Here is a 16,979-nt window from a genome sequence, read left to right as displayed (position 1 = left end):
TTAGCATGCACAAAAGCAACACGATGGCGATGATGACGAGCAAGCGTGCGCTCGTTCATGCGCTCAAAAACGGGCAAAAAAAAGCCCGCTGCGGGAGCGGGCTGAATCTAATTCCTGTGAGGAAGTAGAGGAGACAGGTGCAATGATGCCGCGTTGCAACATAACAATCCAATTGCATGTTGTGATGATAGAAATATGCTTTATCAATATCTCGTCAGACCGTTCCAAAAATGATCAGTGTTCGATCAGTTCTTTGTAGGCGAGTGACCAGCACCCGGGCGCGCTCTAGAGGTACGCAAGTCTTCAGCGCAAACCCCTTCGGCACTGTCACGGCATCCAGCTTGAGCATCGACGGTTCGTTGATGACATCGAAGCCGTTGCGCTTGAAAGTCAGTTGTTCGATGCTGTCGTTGCCGGCTGGAGCGGGCTTGACGACGATGAGTGACCAGTGGCCTTCATCACCCACAAATTGTTTTTGCGCCAGGAATGCGTTGACGCTCTCCGCGAGAGGCTCCGAGCTGGGCAGCTGGCTCTGGTACATGGTCAGCGGACATAGCAGCGTGCCGGCCGGCCAGGCCATATCGGGCAGCGCTGCGACCGCGTCCGGTCGCAATTGGGCCAAATGGCGATCAAGCGGATGCCACTCCTCCGAGCAGGCCCCGAGCGCCATCAACGCGAGCATGCCGGCGGCGCGAAACACAGTCTTCATCCGCTTGCCTCCTTTTGGATGCTTGGTTTACGTAAGGGCATATTAAGCGACGAAGCTGTGATAGCCAGCGCAATAAGGCGCAACGGGCAAAAAAAAGCCCGCTGCGGGAGCGGGCTGAATCTAATTCCTGTGAGGAAGTAGAGGAGACAGGTGCAATGATGCCGCGTTGCAGCATAACAATCCAATTGCATGTTGTGATGATAGAAATAGCTATTCCCTATATCTGCCCTCTCCCCCTGCCTTCCTCAGGCGACGTTGTCGCCGCGCAAGGTTTTTGCCGCCGCTACCATGTTCGCCAGCGCGGGAATGACTTCTTTCCAGCCACGCGTTTTCAGGCCGCAATCGGGGTTGACCCACAGGCGATGCGCGGGGATGCGTTCGGCCGCCTTGCGCATCAGCTTGACCATCTGTTGCTGGCTCGGAATGTTGGGCGAGTGAATGTCGTAGACGCCAGGGCCGATTTCGTTCGGATACTTGAAATCATCGAAGGCGTCCAGCAATTCCATGTCGGAGCGTGAGGTTTCTATCGTGATGACGTCCGCATCCATGTCGGCGATTTGCGCGATGATGTCGTTGAATTCCGAATAGCACATGTGCGTGTGGATTTGCGTTTCGTCAGCCACGCCATTGGCCGTGATGCGGAACGATTCCACGGCCCAGCGCAGGTACTCGGCCCACTGCGATTTACGCAGCGGCAAGCCTTCACGCAGTGCCGCTTCGTCGATCTGGATCACGCGGATCCCGGCCTGTTCCAGGTCCTGCACTTCGGCGCGGATGGCCAGCGCCAGCTGGTAGCACGATACGGAACGGGGTTGGTCGTCGCGCACGAAAGACCAGTTCAGGATGGTGACAGGCCCCGTCAGCATGCCTTTCATCGGTTTGTCCGTCAGCGACTGGGCGTAGGTGCTCCACTCGACCGTCATCGCACGGGGGCGGCTGATGTCACCGAACAAGATGGGCGGTTTCACGCAGCGCGAACCGTACGATTGCACCCAGCCGAACTGGCTGAAAGCGTAGCCGTCGAGTTGTTCGCCGAAATACTCGACCATGTCATTGCGTTCCGCTTCGCCGTGCACGAACACGTCCAGGCCCAGGGTTTCCTGTTCCCTCACGCAATGGGCGATTTCCGCCTGCATCCGTTTTTTGTAGCTGGCGTCGTCCAGCTGGCCGCTGCGGAACTGGCTACGCGCCTGGCGGATTTCCGCCGTCTGCGGGAAGGAACCGATGGTTGTCGTCGGATACAGCGGCAGTTGCAGCAACGCGCCTTGCTTGGCGGCACGCACTGCATAGTCGCTGGCGCGCTGGCCCAAGGTCGCATCGATGCGGGCAACCGCCGCTTTCACCTCCGGATTGTGCACGCGGCTCGACTGGCGACGCGCTTGCACGGCCGCATGGTTGGCGTCCAGCGCCGCTTGCACAAAGGCGCGGCCATGGTTCAGTGCGCCGGCGATGGTGTGCACTTCATCGAGCTTTTGGCGGGCAAAAGCCAGCCAGGAACGGATATCGGCATCAAGCTTTTGCTCACTGTTCAGGTCGACGGGCACGTGCAGCAGCGAGCACGACGGGGCGATCCACAGGCGCGACTGCAGGCTGCGGTGCACGGGTTCAAGCCATGCCAGCACTGCGTTCAAGTCCGTCTTCCAGATATTGCGGCCGTTCACCACGCCCAGGGACAGCACGCTGGTGGCGGGCAATTGGGTGATGACTTGCTCGACTTCATCGCGGGCGCTGATGGCGTCAAGGTGCAAGCCTTGGACTGGCAATTTGCACGCCAGTTCCAGGTTCTCTTGCAGCTTGCCAAAATACGAGGCCAGCAGCAGTTTGACGTGATTGACCTTGCTCAATGCGTCATAGGCCGTGACCAGCGCCTGCTGCCAGGCGCTGTCGAGTTCCGTGACGAGTATCGGTTCGTCGATCTGCACCCATTCCACGCCTTGGGCGGCCAATTCCTGCAGCAGTTGCACGTAGACGGGCAGCAAGCCTTGCAGCAGCGCCAGTTTGTCGGAGTCATCCTTGGCCTTGCCCAGCCACAGGTAGGTAACGGGGCCGACCAGCACGGGCTTGGCTTTCACACCCAGCTGGCGCGCCTGCGCCAGTTGCAGCAGCAGGCGGCTGCTGTCGAGCTTGAATTGCGTGTCGGCAGCGAATTCCGGCACGATGTAGTGATAATTCGTGTCGAACCATTTCGTCATTTCACCGGCATGCACACAACTGCAATCGCTGTCGCTGGCCGAGCGGCCACGGGCCACGCGGAAATAATTATCGATCGCCGCACCGCCCAGATTGCGCACGCGCTGTGGCAAGTTCCCCAGGGTAAAGCTCAGGTCCAGCACTTGGTCATAGAAGGAAAAGTCACCGACGGGCGCCAGGTCCAGCGCGCTCTGGTCTTGCCAGTGGCGCTGGCGCAATGCGGCGCCATGGCCTTCCAGCGCTTCCAGGCTGCTTTGGCCCTTCCAGTAATCTTCCAGGGCGAATTTCAATTCGCGTTTGGCGCCGATGCGCGGGTAGCCCAAATTATGTGTCGTGACGGTCATGGTGGTAATGCCTCCTCGTGAAGTATGGAGACATCATAAAGGCTTCTATCCATGAAAAATAATGGTAAAACTTCATGCATTCATGATTGATATTCATGTGAACTCATGCTCGAACGCATTCACCTGGCCGTGCTGGGCGAAGTCGACCGCCTCGTTCGCCGAGCGTGCCGGCCGGTACCAAGGCCAAGACGACAGGCAAAAAAAAGCCCGCTGCGGGAGCGGGCTGAATCTATTTCCTTGGAGGAAGATAGAGGAGACAGATGCATGATGCCGCGTTGCAGCATATAAAACCACTTTATATTCGTGATGTCAGAAATACGCAGCAGTGATATTAGGGGCAACACATCATTCTATGCGGCAACTTTTTACACTGCTGTTTCCGTTTTCCCGTCGCCGGAACGCAACATATTCTTGATGCCGCGTAATGCTTGCCGCACCCTGGCCTCGTTTTCGATCAGGGCGAAGCGCACGTATTCGTCGCCGTATTCGCCGAAACCGATACCGGGCGAGACGCTCACCTTGGCTTTTTGCAGCAGCAGCTTGGCAAACTCGAGCGAACCCAGGTGGCGGTAAACTTCCGGGATATGCGCCCAGATATACATCGAGGCCTTCGGCTTTTCTACCATCCAGCCCGCTTCATGCAAGCCTTTCACCAGCACGTCGCGGCGACGCTGGTACTGGGCGCAAATTTCCGTCACGCAGCTTTGATCGCCTTCCAGCGCGGCGATCGCCGCCACCTGCACGGGCGTAAAACTGCCGTAGTCGTGATAGCTCTTGATGCGCGCCAGGGCCGACACCAGTTCCGCGTTGCCCACCATGAAACCGATGCGCCAGCCCGCCATGTTGTAGCTTTTCGACATGGTAAAAAACTCCACTGCCACGTCGCGCGCACCGGGCACCTGCATGATGGATGGCGCCTTCCAGCCATCAAAAGTGATATCGGCATAGGCCAGGTCATGCACTACCAAAATATTGTGCTGCTTCGCCAGCGCGACGACCCGTTCAAAGAATTCCAGCTCCACGCATTGCGCGGTGGGGTTGGACGGGAAGCCCAGCACCATCATCTTCGGTTTCGGGTAGCTTTCGCGGATGGCCCGTTCCAGTTCGGCAAAGAAATCCACGCCAGGGCCCATGCGCACGGAACGGATGTCGGCGCCTGCGATCACGGCGCCCCAGATGTGGATGGGGTAACTGGGATTGGGCACCAGCACCGTGTCGCCACGGTCGAGTGTCGCTAGCATCAAATGGGCCAGGCCCTCTTTCGAGCCGATGGTGACGATGGCTTCGCTGTCCGGGTCGATATCGACCTCGTAACGCTTTTTGTACCAATGTGCAATCGCGCGGCGCAGGCGCGGGATGCCCTTGGAGGCGGAATAGCCGTGCGTGTCGGGGCGTTTCACCGTTTCGACCAGCTTGTCCACGATGTGGGCCGGCGTGGCGCCATCGGGATTGCCCATCGACATGTCGATGATGTCCTCGCCACGGCGGCGCGCGGCCATCTTGAGCTCGGCAGTGATATTGAAAACGTAAGGGGGAAGACGATTGATGCGCGAAAAGCTGCGCGGAGCTTGGCTGTCGGTCATGATATCTCTATACGTAAGCGCCCGGATCCGTCCGAGCGACGTTGGCGCAATGGGTGCGCCTGCAACGATACTAACCCGGTTTGTCCAGCACTGGCAAGGGTGCTGCAGAGCCGTTACAATGCAGGCAGATCGAAAATGAGCGCACCGGTTGGTAACCCGGTAAGTGCCTGGCGCAGTCCAGCATGCTCCCGCCCACGCGGACCCACGGCGCTGACCCTTGGCTGTTACACCAGCCGGGGAGGTGTTCTGGTTCGTGCATGTTTTTCGCCGCGCCATCCCTCCCCTGCTTTTTTACTTTAGGAATGAGACGGATGGCAACACACGACACTGCAGCAAGCAGCATGACCCTGGATCGCGCCGGCATCGAGCAGCAACTGGCGCAATCCGTGCACCATTTCATCGATTGCACCTTCGATGGCGAAGATTTGTCGCGCCTCGATCTGCAGGGCTGCACCTTCGAGCGCTGCACCTTTGCCGAAACCAGCTTGTTCGCCAGCAAACTGGCGCGCAGCACCTGGCGCCGCTGCCGCGCAGGCAGCGCCGATTTCGAATCCGTGGACGCCGTCGATGCCACGTTCGAAGGCTGCGACCTGAACAACACGAAATGGCGGCGCGCCAAGCTGGCCTCGGTCACGTTCCGGGGCTGCAAGCTGACGGGCGCCTCGTTCGAGGAAGTGGCCCACCTGGGCCTCACCTTCGAAGACAGCCTGCTGGTGGGCGCCGACTTGCGCGGCTTCTCCTTCCGCAAGGCCATCTTGAAACAACTGGACTTTTCCGATGCCTACCTGGCAGGCTGCGACTTCCGCGACGCCGTCTTCGAAGGGGGCAGCTTGCGCAATGCCACCATCAAACTGGCGAAGTTCCAGGGCGCCGACTTGCGCGGCGCCGACATCGACGGTTTCAAGCTGAGCGAAGCGTCCTTGCTGAAAGGCGCCGTCATCACGCATGCGCAGGCAGCCAACTTCATGCGCGCGCTCGATCTGGTGGTGATTTAATCTCAACAGGCAAAAAAAAGCCCGCTGCGGGAGCGGGCTGAATCTATTTCCTTGGAGGAGATAGAGGAGACAAGTGCATCTTGCGGCATTGCGGCATATCACGCCACTTTATATTCATGATGATAGAAATACCTGTCAGTGATAATGGGGCTGCATCAGCGCTTCAAGCCGTACGGCGCGTGGCCAGCGGCAAAAATTCTGCCAGCCACACCAGCAAGGCCAGGCCCGGAAACGCCATGCCGGTCAGCAAGGTCGCTGGCCAGCCATAGCTGGCGTACACCCAGGCGCCGATGGCCGAACCGGCCGCGCCACCGGCAAAGAACAGCGCGAAATACAGGCCGTTCAGGCGGCCCCGCACTTCCGCGCCCAGGCTGAAGATGGCGCGCTGGCCCAGCACCAGATTCGCCGCCACACCCATGTCGAGCACGATGGAAGCGATGACCAGCAAAGCCAGCGCCACATGTTTTGATTCCGGTGCCAGCATCGGCAAGGCAAAGGCGACGATGCCCAGCACCAGTGCAGCGGCCGTGGCCGGCAAGGTATGGCCCGCATCGGCCAGGCGGCCGGCGATGGGCGAGGCAACGGCGCCTGCCATGCCCACCAGGGCAAAGATGGCGATGCCCGTTTGCGTCAGGCCGAACGCGGGGCTGGCCAGCACCAGCGGCGTGACGGTCCAGAACAGGCTGAAGGCGCCGAACAGGCCGGCATGATAGGCGGCGCGGCGGCGCAGCACGGGCGTGCCCAGCAGCAAATGCCACAGCGAAGCCATCAAGGCCGGATAGCGCATGTTCGAGACAGGCTGGCGCACGGGCAAGGCGCGGCGCAGGACTGCTGCCAGGGCCAGCATCAGTACGGCGGCGCCGCCGAACACCACGTGCCAGCTCGCATGGGCCGCCACCAGCGAGGCCACGGGTCGGGCCAGCATGATACCCAGCAACAAGCCGCTGACGACCTTGCCCACGGTTTGTCCCCGCGTCGCTTCCTGCGACAGGTGAGCGGCAAACGGTACGATCACTTGCGCCGCAACGGAACCGAGGCCAATGGCCAGCGCGGCAGCCAGGAATACCACGGCGCCCGTGGAGAGGGCCGCCACCACCAGGGCCGTGGCCGTCACCAGTAAGGCGGTGATGATCAGGCGGCGGTTTTCCAGCAAGTCGCCCAGGGGCACGACAAACAAAAGTCCTAGCGTATAGCCCACTTGCGTCAGGGTGACGATCAGCCCGGCCGCCTTGGCAGACAGGCCCGTCGAGGCGCTGATGGGCCCGACGAGGGTTTGCGCGTAATACAGATTGGCCACGATCAGGCCGGAAGCAATGGCCAGCAGCAGCACCATGGCCGGCGCAATGTCGTGGGGAGCAGAAGATGAGGCCTTGTTCATGTTGTTTCCTCGGTTCGATAGGGATGTCGCCATTCTAGGCAAAACCGGGCCTCAGATAATTAGGGCATAATCCACTTACACCTTTCACATAAGATGAACAATTAAAACGAAAGCTATCCCTTGGACAAGATCAAGGCCATGCAGACCTTCGTGCGCATCGTCGAAGCCAACAGTTTTTCCAAGGCGGCCGAGACCTTGAATTTGCCGCGCGCCGCGCTGACGGCCACCCTGCAAAAGCTGGAAGCCTACCTGGGCACACAATTGCTGCAGCGGACCACGCGCCGTTTGTCCCTGACGCCGGAAGGCGCCGAGTACTTTCACCACTGCATCGACATCCTGAAGGCCGTCGACATGGCGGAACTGGCATTCCGCGGCCCAGACGCGAAAAAACCGCGCGGCTTGCTGCGCATTAACCTGCCCAATACGGTAGGCCGGCGCCTCGTCATTCCCCATATCGCACAATTCCACGCCGCCTGGCCGGACGTGCAATTGCAGCTGAGCCTGACGGACCGCCTGGTCGACCTGACGCAGGAAGGCATCGATTGCGCCTTGCGCGTGGGCACCTTGCAAGATTCCGCCTTCATCGGCAAACAGGTCGGCCTGATGCGCTTCGTCACGTGCGCCGCACCCGCCTACCTGGCACGGCACGGCACGCCGCAGACCCTGGCCGACCTGGCCGCGCATCAGGGCATCATGCATTACTCGGGCCGCACGGGTCGCGCCTTCGACTGGGATTTTTTTCAGGGAAATGAAGTGCAGCGCGTGCAGATGGCCGGCCCCATCGCCGTCAACGATGCCGACGCCAGCGTTGCCTGCGCCTTGCAGGGGCTGGGACTGGCGCAGGCCGCCGTATATCAGGTGCGCGAACACCTCGACAGCGGCGCGCTGGTCGCCGTGCTGGCCGACCACCCGCCGACGCCCATGCCCATGTCGCTACTGACGCCGCAAGGGCGGCTGGCCACGCCCAAGCTGCAGGCGTTTGCCAGCTGGATCACGGCCCTGCTGGGTGCCCAGCCCGACGTGCAACTGCCCACGCACAAAATCTGAGGCAAAAAAAAGCCCGCTACGAGAGCGGGCTGAATCTATTTTCTTGGAGGAGAATAGAGGAGACAAATGAATTATGCTGCATCGCGGCATATTGATCCAATTGATTGTTGGAATGATAGAAATACGCCAAACGGATAACTGATCGGGGCAAAAAAAAACCGGCGCCGCAAGGAGCCGGTTCTTCACGCCACAACAAGCCTTACTTCGCTGCCGTCACCGGCGTCGCCTTGGTATCTGCGCCATACGGCAAGACCTTGGATGCCATGCGAGTATCGGCCTTGATCAGCGCCACTTCGTCGGCCAGGATGCGCGCCGCTTCGTTCAGCAGCACGTCCTTGGCGCTCTTGGCGGCCGTTTCGGCGTCCAGCTCGGCGCTAAGGGCCCGCTCGTCGCCCTGCAAGCCATCGTCGGTGCGCAAGGCGCCCTTCACGGCGGCGATCTGCTTGGCAGTCTTGCTGGCCGCTTTCGCACCCTTCAGCACGTCTTTCGGATCGGGAATCACCACCAGGTCGTCGGCAGGATTCGAAATCTGTGCGATCAGGCGTTTTTCACGGGCCTTGGCGCGCGCTTCCTGGGCATCGCGCTCCTTGCGGCGCACGGTTTCGTTGAGCGAAATCTGGTTTTCCTTGCGCTGCTTGACGACGAGGGCTATGTCATCGAGCAAGTACTGGAAATCCTTGTCCTTGGCCACGCGCGCTTCATGTTTCTTGTCCAGCAGCGGCACGATCTCCTTCAGGTCGCCCGTCGGCATGTAGGGCGCCGGCTTGATGGCCACCCAGGGCAGAGCATTGTCATAGCTCGATTCGCCGAAGTTCTCCGTGTCCGACATGGCTGGCAGCTTGATGTCGGGGGTGACGCCGCGCAACTGCGTGGTACCGCCATTGATGCGGAAGAACTGGGCGATGGTCATTTTCAGCTCGCCAAAACGGGCTTTCTCGCTGCCGCCAAAACGGTCGAGGTTGAACAGGGTCTGCACCGTACCCTTGCCGAAGCTGCCTTCGCCGATGATGACGCCACGGCCGTAATCTTGCACGGCGGCGGCGAAAATCTCGGAAGCGGAAGCCGAGCCGCGGTTGATCAGCACGCCCATCGGGCCATCCCATGCCAGACCGGCATTGGTATCGCTTTCCACGTCGACCTTGCCTTCGGCATTGCGCTGCATCACGACCGGGCCCTTGTCGATGAACAGGCCCGTCAGTTCGACGGCTTCGTTCAGCGAACCGCCGCCGTTGTTGCGCAAGTCGATCAGCACGTTGTCGACCTTATCCTTCTTCAACTCGACCAGCAAACGGCTGACGTCGCGCGTGGCGCTTTTAAAGTCTTTGTCGCCACGGCGGCGCGCTTCGAAATCCTGGTAGAACGTCGGCAGGGAAATCACGCCGATGCGGCGCTTGACGCCGTTTTCCCGCACTTCGATGACCGATTTCTTCGCCGCCTGCTCTTCCATGCTGATTTTCTTGCGCACCAGCGGCAAGACCACGTGCTTGGCGTCCGGGCCGGCGTCGGCCGGCAGGATGTCGAGGCGCACCACGGAATCCTTGGCGCCGCGGATCAGCTGCACCACGTCATCGATGCGCATGCCCAGCACTTCCGTAATGGGGCCGCTTTCGCCCTGCCCCACGCCGACGATGCGGTCGCCCACTTTCAGCTTGCCCGACAATCCCGCCGGGCTGCCCGGCACGACTTCGCGCACCACCGTGTATTCATCGCGCGTCTGCAGCACGGCGCCGATGCCTTCGAGCGACAGCCGCATGGCGATGTCGAAGTTATCCGAGGCGCGCGGGCCCAGGTAATTGGTGTGCGGTTCGATCGACATGGCATACGCGTTCATGAAGATCTGGAACACGTCTTCGCTGTTGAGCTTGCGCGCACGGGTCGTGTAGCTTTCATAGCGCTTGTCCAGCGTCTCGCGGATGGCCTTGTCTTCCTTGCCCGCCAGTTTCAGGCGCAGCCAGTCGTTCTTGACGCGCTTGCGCCACAGGTCGCGCACTTCCTCGTCGTTCTTCGGCCAGGCGGCCTTTTCGCGGTCCAGCTGGTAGCTCTCGTCGGCGGCGAAGTCAAACTTGGTTTTGAGCAATTCACGCGCATACGCCATGCGCTCGTCGAAACGCTGCTGGTAAAGGTTGTAGATGGCAAATGGCGCCGTCAGGTCTTCATTGATGATGGCGTCATCGAGCTTGGTGCGCAAGGGCGCGAAGCGGTCGACATCGGCCTGCACGAAAAACAGTTTCTCCGCGTCCAGGGACTTGAAATAGCGGTCGAAGATTTTCTCCGACATGGCGTCGTCGAGCGGCATGGCCTTGTAATGGACGCGCGTCAATACGCGCGAAGCCCACAAGGCGGCCTGCGTTTGCTGGGCCAGTGGCTTCATGGTTAGCGGAGGAGCGGCGCTCTTGTCCGTCTGGGCTGCGCCAGCGTGGGCTGACAGGGCAAGCACCAGGGTGACCAGCATCATTTGCTTCTTCATCGGCTTCTCCGAAAATTAGTTAAATCAATTCCAGGCGGCGCAGCTACACATGCGCCAGCCAGCAAGACAGTAAGGGGAATACACGACTGGTCTGCATATTATTCTACAGGATACGGCCTGGCGGTCTCCCATGGAATATCAGTTTCTTCCCGGAAGCTTAAACGCGGATTAAAGGCGGCGTCTCATTCATTACAAAGTGAAACATTCGTGAGGAAATACTTCGCCCGGCAGTGCCGAATATTCAAATGCGTAATACGAAACTCAAAAAGTCAATGGGTGACTTCATGAATCCTTGATGCAGATGATGTTTTTATGCGAAATAATGGTTCCTGCGGGAAACACTTAGTAACAAAAAGCAAGCGACATGCTATCATCTCGGCCTGAAATTTTGCATGCCTGTGCACGCTTTCCTAGCGGGCACGCCGCCGTTTCAAGCGTATTCCCCACCAGATCCCCTCCCCGCGTGTCATGTCATGACCAGGAATGGCCGAGCTGATTACCCTTTGCCAGACTCAAACTATGCCTACCAATTCGTTCTCCCTTCGTCACTTTAGTGTCGGGGGCAAGATTACCGCCTTCACGTTTGCGCTGGTCAGCCTGATCCTGGCCAGCCTGACTGCCCTGATGACCAACCATACCTCGCGCGTGCTGGAACAGCGCGCCGAAGCGGCCGTCATCAGTGAGCTCAATAGCGTCATGACGACCACGGAAGTATTCCATACCGCCATGGTCAACGAAGCGGCCAGTTTCGCCCGCCTGTTCGCGGCCGAATTCCCCGGCCCGTTCACGGTCGACACAGGCGCCATGGTGGCCGTGGCCGGCAAGGCTACGCCGGCCCTGGCCAGCGGTGGCAAGGTGCTCAACCTCGACACGGCCATGGTCGACCGCTACACGGCGCAAACGGGCGTGATCGCCACCATCTTTGCCGCCAATGGCGATGAATTCGTGCGCATCAGCACCTCGCTGAAAAAACAGGATGGCGAACGGGCCATCGGCACCCAGCTCGACCACAACCACCCCAGCTATGCGCCGCTGCGCGCGGGCCAGCGCTTCGTCGGCATGGCCACCTTGTTTGGCAAGCAATACATCACCCAGTACGACCCCGTGCGCGATGCAGGCGGCAAGGTGGTAGGCGTGCTGTTCATCGGCCTCGATATCAGCAAGAATCTGGCCATGCTGAAAGACAAGATTCGCCAGGTCAAGATTGGCCAGACGGGCTACATCTATATCGTCGACACGGCCCCCGGCGCCAATTACGGCCACCTGGTGCTGCACCCGAACAGCGAAGGCAAGAGCGCGCTCGATTTCAAGGCCAGCGATGGCCGCCTGTTCATCCAGGAAATGCTGGCGCAGCAAAATGGCGCCATGCGCTACACCTGGACGGCGCCAGGCGAAACGGGCGCCAGCGCGCGCGAAAAGCAGCTGTATTATCGTCAATTCAAGGATTGGCAATGGATCATCGCAGGTGGCACGTTCACGGACGAGATCACGCTGGAGGCGCGACAGCTGCGCAACCAGCTGGCCATTTCCGGCTTCGTCGCGCTGCTCGTCTTCGTCCTGCTGCTGTACTGGCTGGTGCGCGCCCTCGTGTCGCGCCCGCTGGCCGCCGCCGAAACGGCCGCCGCGCAAATTGCCGCCGGCGACCTGACCGTCCACCTCGAGACGACCAGCCACGACGAAATCGGCCGCCTGCTGCTCGCCATGAACCGCATCAGCGACAAGCTGTCGCAAGTGGTCAGCAACGTGCGCGGCAGCGCCGGGCAAATCGCCACGGCGTCCGGTGAAATCGCCAGCGGCAACCTGGATTTGTCGAGCCGCACGGAACAGCAAGCCAGCTCGCTGGAAGAAACGGCCGCCTCGATGGAAGAACTCAGTTCCACCGTGCGGCAGAACGTTGATCACGCACAGCAAGCGAGCAAGCTGGCGCGCGACTCGTCGACGCTGGCAGCCGAAGGCGGCGCGGCCGTGGCGCAAGTGGCCAGCACCATGGATGCCATCCGCAGCTCATCGGGCAAGATCGCCGACATCATCGGCGTGATCGACGGCATCGCCTTCCAGACGAATATCCTGGCCTTGAACGCGGCAGTGGAAGCGGCCCGTGCGGGCGAGCAGGGACGCGGCTTTGCCGTCGTCGCCACCGAGGTTCGCACCCTGGCGCAGCGCTCGACGGCCGCGGCGAAAGACATCAAGGATTTGATCCAGGCGTCCGCCGGCACAGTGGACCTGGGCCATGCGCAAGTGAGCCAGGCCAGCGCCACCATGGACACCGTGGTGGCCAGCGTGCAGCAAGTGAGCACCATCATGGCCGAAATCGCGCAGGCGAGCGAAGAGCAGCGCAGCGGCATCGAGCAAGTCAACCAGGCCATCGCCCAGATGGATCAGGTGACCCAGCAGAACGCGGCCCTGGTGGAAGAAGCGGCAGCGGCCGCCGACGCCCTGCAGGAGCAGGCGCAGGATCTGAACCAGGTGGTGGGCGTGTTCAAGCTGTAAGCTCAAGCCTGGTGCTAAGATGGGGACGAACCCACCTTGCCAGGAGACGCGATGCACGACGACTACGTTTTAATAGCCCGGCTGATGATACCGACGGATGCGCACGTCATTCGCGGCTGCCTGGCAGCGGCCGGCATCGACGTGCTGCTGACGGACGACCAGCACATGCAGGCCGACATGCTGCTGGCGGCCGCCATTGGCGGCGCCCGCGTCATGGTGCGTGAACACGACGTGGCGCGCGCAAATGAAATACTGGCCGCCTTCGAGCGGGGCGATCTGGCCTTGTCAGATGATGCGGACGTGGGCGCGCCCGTCGCCGAATAAGCCTACGAGTAGAAACAGCGCCCGCATGCCTGGCGGTAACTCTCGTTGCCGCCAATACTGATCTGCTCGCCTTCCTTGATGCGGCGGCCCTGCTCATCCACGCGGATGTTCATCGTGGCCTTCTTGCCGCAGGTACAAATATTTTTCAATTCCTCGATATCGTCGGCCAGCGCCAGCAGATAGGCCGAGCCGGGAAATGGTTCGCCCTTGAAATCCGTGCGCAAGCCGTAGCAGATGACGGGCACGCCCTTCACTTGCGCCAGCTGGTGCAATTGTTGCACTTGTGCCGTGCTGAGAAATTGCGCTTCATCCACCAGCAGGCAAGCCACCTGGGGAATATCGTTGAGGAAATTTGTATCGGCATGGAAGATATCGACCTGGCGCTGCGGGCCCAGGCGCGAAGTGACACGGCCCACGCCGTAGCGGCTGTCGATGGCTGCCGTGTACAGGCGCACCTGCTGGCCCTGCTCTTCATAGTTATGCGCGACTTGCAACAAGGCTGTCGACTTGCCCGCGTTCATCGCGGAATACCGGAAATAAAGTTTTGCCACTGCCGCCTGCCCTGTTTGGTTGATTTTCAATACTATTTAGTATCTTTTCGAGGCGTGATTATAAATCGCAATGGTGAGCTTGCGGCAGCTTAATACGCGCGTCGCTGGCGCGGCAAGCGGGCGAAAAACGGCGCATACTCGAATCGTCCGCGCTGCAAGCGATATGCACAGGGCGCATATGCAAGCATGGAAACATTCGTTCGCCGCACTCGTCCACCCGCCTACACTGCGCGGCACGGAAGGCTGCTCGGGACACAATCCGGAGCGGCTGTTTCTCTGACAGGAGCCACCATGAATGATCGAATGCCATCCCCATCTCCATCTCAGCCGCCAGCGCTATACAAGCTGATCGGCAATACCCCACTGGTCGAAGTGACCAGGCTCGATACGGGCCTGTGCCAGCTGTTCCTGAAACTGGAATCGCAAAATCCCGGCGGTTCCATCAAGGATCGCATCGGCCTGTCCATCATCGAAGCGGCCGAAGCCGACGGCCGCTTGCAGCCGGGCGGCACCATCATCGAGGCCACCGCCGGTAACACGGGCATCGGCCTGGCGCTGGTGGGCCGCATCAAGGGCTACCGCGTGATTCTCGTCGTGCCAGACAAGATGTCGACGGAAAAAGTGCTGCACTTGAAAGCCCTGGGCGCGGAAGTGCACACCACGCGCTCGGACGTGGGCAAGGGCCATCCCGAGTACTACCAGGACTACGCGGCGCGCCTGGCGCGCGAACTACCGGGCGCCTTCTTCGCCGACCAGTTCAACAATCCCGCCAATCCGCTGGCCCACGAAACGACGACGGCCCCCGAAATCTGGGAGCAAAGCGGGCACGACGTGGACGCCATCGTCGTCGGCGTGGGTTCGTCCGGCACCCTGACGGGCCTGACGCGCTACTTCCGCAAGGCGCAGCCCAAGCTGGAATTCGTACTGGCCGACCCGCAAGGCTCCATCCTCACCGAATACATCGATACGGGCAAAGTGTCGGACACGAGCGGCTCGTGGGCCGTGGAAGGCATCGGCGAAGATTTTATTCCGTCCATCGCCGACATGGACAGCGTCACTAAAGCCTACACCATCACAGACCAGGAAAGCTTCGACAGCGCGCGCGCCCTCTTGCGCGCCGAAGGCATTTTAGGCGGCTCGTCGACGGGCACCCTGCTGGCCGCAGCGCTCAAGTACTGCCGCGAACAGACGAGTCCCAAGCGCGTCGTCACTTTTGTCTGCGACACGGGCACGCGCTACCTGTCAAAAGTCTACAACGATGGCTGGATGCGCGACCAGGGCTTATTGCAGCGGGCCGTGTCGGGTGACTTGCGCGACCTGATCGGGCGCCGCTACGACGAGGGCGACGTCGTCAGCGTGGCGCCGGGCGACACCCTGCTCACAGCCTTCAACCGCATGCGCGCCAGCGACCTGGCGCAGCTGCCCGTCATTAATAGCGGCCAGCTGGTCGGCATCCTCGACGAATCGGACTTGCTGCTGCACGTCTCCGGCGACGCCGCCCATTTCGCGTCGCTGGTGGGCGCCACCATGACGACGCAGATCGAAACGCTGGCCCCATCAAGCGGCTTGCCCGCCCTGCGCGCCACCCTGGACCGGGGCTTGACGGCCGTCGTCGCCGACGCTGACGCCTTCTATGGCCTGATCACCCGCTTCGACCTTCTCAACCACTTACGCAGGACACTATCTTGAGCAAAGAAACTATCCGCAAGAGCCACCTCGCCACGCGCGTCATCCACGCCGGCCAGTCGCCCGACCCGTCGACGGGCGCCATCATGCCGCCCATTTACGCCACCTCCACCTTCGTGCAGGAGAGCCCCGGCGTGCACAAGGGATTGGACTACGGCCGCTCGCACAATCCCACGCGCTGGGCGCTCGAGCGCTGCGTGGCCGACCTGGAAGGCGGCAGCGCGGCCTTCGCGTTTGCCTCGGGCCTGGCCGCCATCTCGTCCGTGCTGGAGTTGCTGGACGCGGGCAGCCACATCGTCGCCGGTGACGATATGTACGGCGGCACCTACCGCTTGTTCGAGCGCGTGCGCCGCCGCTCGGCCGGCCACCAATTTACCTATGTCGATCTGACGAATCCGGAAAACCTGCTGGCCGCACTGCGCCCGGAAACAAAGATGGTGTGGGTCGAAACACCCACCAACCCGATGCTGAAACTGGCCGACCTGCGCGTAATTGCCGACATCTGCCGCGCACGGGGCATCATCGCCGTGGCCGACAATACCTTCGCCAGCCCGCTGGTGCAGCGTCCTCTGGAACACGGTTTCGACATCGTCGTCCATTCGACCACCAAGTACTTGAACGGCCACTCGGACATCATCGGCGGCATCGCCATCGTCGGCGCAGAAGAACGCCAGGCGGAATGGCGCGAGCAGCTGGGTTTTCTGCAAAATTCGGTGGGCGCGATTGCCGGGCCGTTCGACAGCTTCCTCGCCTTGCGCGGCGTAAAAACCCTGGCCATCCGCATGCAGCGCCATTGCGAAAGCGCCCTGGCGCTGGCGCAGTGGCTGGAGCAGCAGAAAGAGGTAAAACAAGTGTTTTATCCGGGCCTGGCCTCGCACCCGCAGCACGCGCTGGCGCAGCGCCAGATGGATGGTTTCGGCGGCATCATCTCCATCGACCTCGATACGGATTTAGCCGGTGCGCGGCGTTTCCTGGAGCGTTGCGAGGTGTTCGCCCTGGCCGAGAGCCTGGGCGGCGTGGAAAGCCTGATCGAGCATCCGGCCCTGATGACGCACGCCAGCATCCCGGCCGAGCAGCGGGCCAGACTGGGCATAGGCGATGGCTTGATCCGGCTGTCGGTGGGGATTGAAGACCTGGAAGACCTGCGGCATGACTTGCGCACGGCGCTCGACGCGATTTGATCGGCCGGCTCCTGTTTTTCCAGGGTGGTAGCGG

General features: G+C 61.1%; 12 protein-coding genes. 6 read left to right on the top strand and 6 right to left on the bottom strand.

The genetic code is table 11. The features are described 5' to 3' along the window. Positions 1-214 precede the first annotated feature (214 nt). From C8C89_RS14850 to alaC, 3 genes are all read right to left on the bottom strand, one after another. Positions 215-709, bottom strand: a complete 495-nt coding sequence (locus C8C89_RS14850; RefSeq protein WP_133990664.1) for a hypothetical protein — start codon at positions 707-709, stop codon at positions 215-217. A 245-nt stretch (positions 710-954) separates the two neighbouring features. Then, positions 955-3,243 (bottom strand): 5-methyltetrahydropteroyltriglutamate--homocysteine S-methyltransferase, encoded by a 2,289-nt coding sequence (gene metE, locus C8C89_RS14845; RefSeq protein WP_133990662.1) that lies wholly within the window; start codon positions 3,241-3,243, stop codon positions 955-957. A gap of 365 nt (positions 3,244-3,608) precedes the next feature. Next, entirely contained in the window at positions 3,609-4,826 is a 1,218-nt protein-coding gene (alaC, locus tag C8C89_RS14840) for an alanine transaminase (RefSeq protein ID WP_133990658.1), read from the bottom strand. Positions 4,827-5,167: 341 nt separating this feature from the next. On the opposite strand from alaC, the gene C8C89_RS14835 reads away from it, so the two are divergent. Beyond that, on the top strand, positions 5,168-5,821 hold the full coding sequence (locus C8C89_RS14835; protein WP_101481778.1) for a pentapeptide repeat-containing protein: 654 nt from the start codon (positions 5,168-5,170) through the stop codon (positions 5,819-5,821). A 163-nt stretch (positions 5,822-5,984) separates the two neighbouring features. Here C8C89_RS14835 and C8C89_RS14830 read toward each other — a convergent pair whose 3' ends face one another. Further along, positions 5,985-7,199, bottom strand: a complete 1,215-nt coding sequence (locus tag C8C89_RS14830; protein ID WP_133990656.1) for an MFS transporter — start codon at positions 7,197-7,199, stop codon at positions 5,985-5,987. Positions 7,200-7,319: 120 nt separating this feature from the next. On the opposite strand from C8C89_RS14830, the gene C8C89_RS14825 reads away from it, so the two are divergent. Further along, complete coding sequence (locus tag C8C89_RS14825) at positions 7,320-8,246, top strand: LysR family transcriptional regulator (RefSeq protein WP_133990654.1); 927 nt, start codon at positions 7,320-7,322, stop codon at positions 8,244-8,246. A gap of 199 nt (positions 8,247-8,445) precedes the next feature. Here the strand turns inward: C8C89_RS14825 and C8C89_RS14820 are convergent, their stop codons facing one another. Further along, positions 8,446-10,713, bottom strand: a complete 2,268-nt coding sequence (locus tag C8C89_RS14820; protein ID WP_101481781.1) for a carboxy terminal-processing peptidase — start codon at positions 10,711-10,713, stop codon at positions 8,446-8,448. A gap of 519 nt (positions 10,714-11,232) precedes the next feature. Between C8C89_RS14820 and C8C89_RS14815 the strand changes: the two genes are divergently transcribed. Further along, positions 11,233-13,203 (top strand): Cache 3/Cache 2 fusion domain-containing protein, encoded by a 1,971-nt coding sequence (locus tag C8C89_RS14815; protein ID WP_166674751.1) that lies wholly within the window; start codon positions 11,233-11,235, stop codon positions 13,201-13,203. A 51-nt stretch (positions 13,204-13,254) separates the two neighbouring features. Continuing rightward, positions 13,255-13,527: a DUF2007 domain-containing protein gene (locus tag C8C89_RS14810; protein WP_101481782.1), complete on the top strand. Its 273-nt coding sequence runs from the start codon at positions 13,255-13,257 to the stop codon at positions 13,525-13,527. Between the two features lie 2 nt (positions 13,528-13,529). Here C8C89_RS14810 and C8C89_RS14805 read toward each other — a convergent pair whose 3' ends face one another. Then, a complete protein-coding gene (locus C8C89_RS14805) occupies positions 13,530-14,078 on the bottom strand; it encodes a thymidine kinase (protein WP_034778598.1) in 549 nt (182 codons plus the stop codon). Positions 14,079-14,369: 291 nt separating this feature from the next. Here C8C89_RS14805 and C8C89_RS14800 point away from each other — a divergent pair, with 291 nt between their 5' ends. Together C8C89_RS14800 and C8C89_RS14795 are read left to right on the top strand one after the other, a co-directional pair. Further along, positions 14,370-15,767: a cystathionine beta-synthase gene (locus C8C89_RS14800; RefSeq protein WP_243858026.1), complete on the top strand. Its 1,398-nt coding sequence runs from the start codon at positions 14,370-14,372 to the stop codon at positions 15,765-15,767. Next, positions 15,764-16,945 carry a PLP-dependent aspartate aminotransferase family protein gene (locus C8C89_RS14795; RefSeq protein WP_133990652.1) on the top strand — a complete coding sequence of 394 codons (1,182 nt, stop codon included), beginning with the start codon at positions 15,764-15,766 and terminating at the stop codon, positions 16,943-16,945. Before C8C89_RS14800 ends, C8C89_RS14795 begins: the two co-directional genes overlap by 4 nt. Positions 16,946-16,979 lie beyond the last annotated feature (34 nt).

The sequence above is a fragment of the Janthinobacterium sp. 75 genome (assembly GCF_004365495.1).
In the GTDB taxonomy this organism is placed as follows: Bacteria; Pseudomonadota; Gammaproteobacteria; order Burkholderiales; family Burkholderiaceae_D; genus Janthinobacterium.
Note: the sequence above shows the minus strand (reverse complement) of the source record. Positions and strands in the feature narration are given on the sequence as shown.

What these genes read in the sequence shown, in the direction of transcription:
- C8C89_RS14850 (WP_133990664.1), bottom strand. Translation starts at nt 709, where the DNA reads ATGAAGACTGTGTTTCGCGCCGCCGGCATGCTCGCGTTGATGGCGCTC.
- C8C89_RS14815 (WP_166674751.1), top strand. Translation starts at nt 11,233, where the DNA reads ATGCCTACCAATTCGTTCTCCCTTCGTCACTTTAGTGTCGGGGGCAAG.
- alaC (WP_133990658.1), bottom strand. Translation starts at nt 4,826, where the DNA reads ATGACCGACAGCCAAGCTCCGCGCAGCTTTTCGCGCATCAATCGTCTT.
- metE (WP_133990662.1), bottom strand. Translation starts at nt 3,243, where the DNA reads ATGACCGTCACGACACATAATTTGGGCTACCCGCGCATCGGCGCCAAA.
- C8C89_RS14810 (WP_101481782.1), top strand. Translation starts at nt 13,255, where the DNA reads ATGCACGACGACTACGTTTTAATAGCCCGGCTGATGATACCGACGGAT.
- C8C89_RS14830 (WP_133990656.1), bottom strand. Translation starts at nt 7,199, where the DNA reads ATGAACAAGGCCTCATCTTCTGCTCCCCACGACATTGCGCCGGCCATG.
- C8C89_RS14800 (WP_243858026.1), top strand. Translation starts at nt 14,370, where the DNA reads ATGAATGATCGAATGCCATCCCCATCTCCATCTCAGCCGCCAGCGCTA.
- C8C89_RS14835 (WP_101481778.1), top strand. Translation starts at nt 5,168, where the DNA reads ATGACCCTGGATCGCGCCGGCATCGAGCAGCAACTGGCGCAATCCGTG.
- C8C89_RS14820 (WP_101481781.1), bottom strand. Translation starts at nt 10,713, where the DNA reads ATGAAGAAGCAAATGATGCTGGTCACCCTGGTGCTTGCCCTGTCAGCC.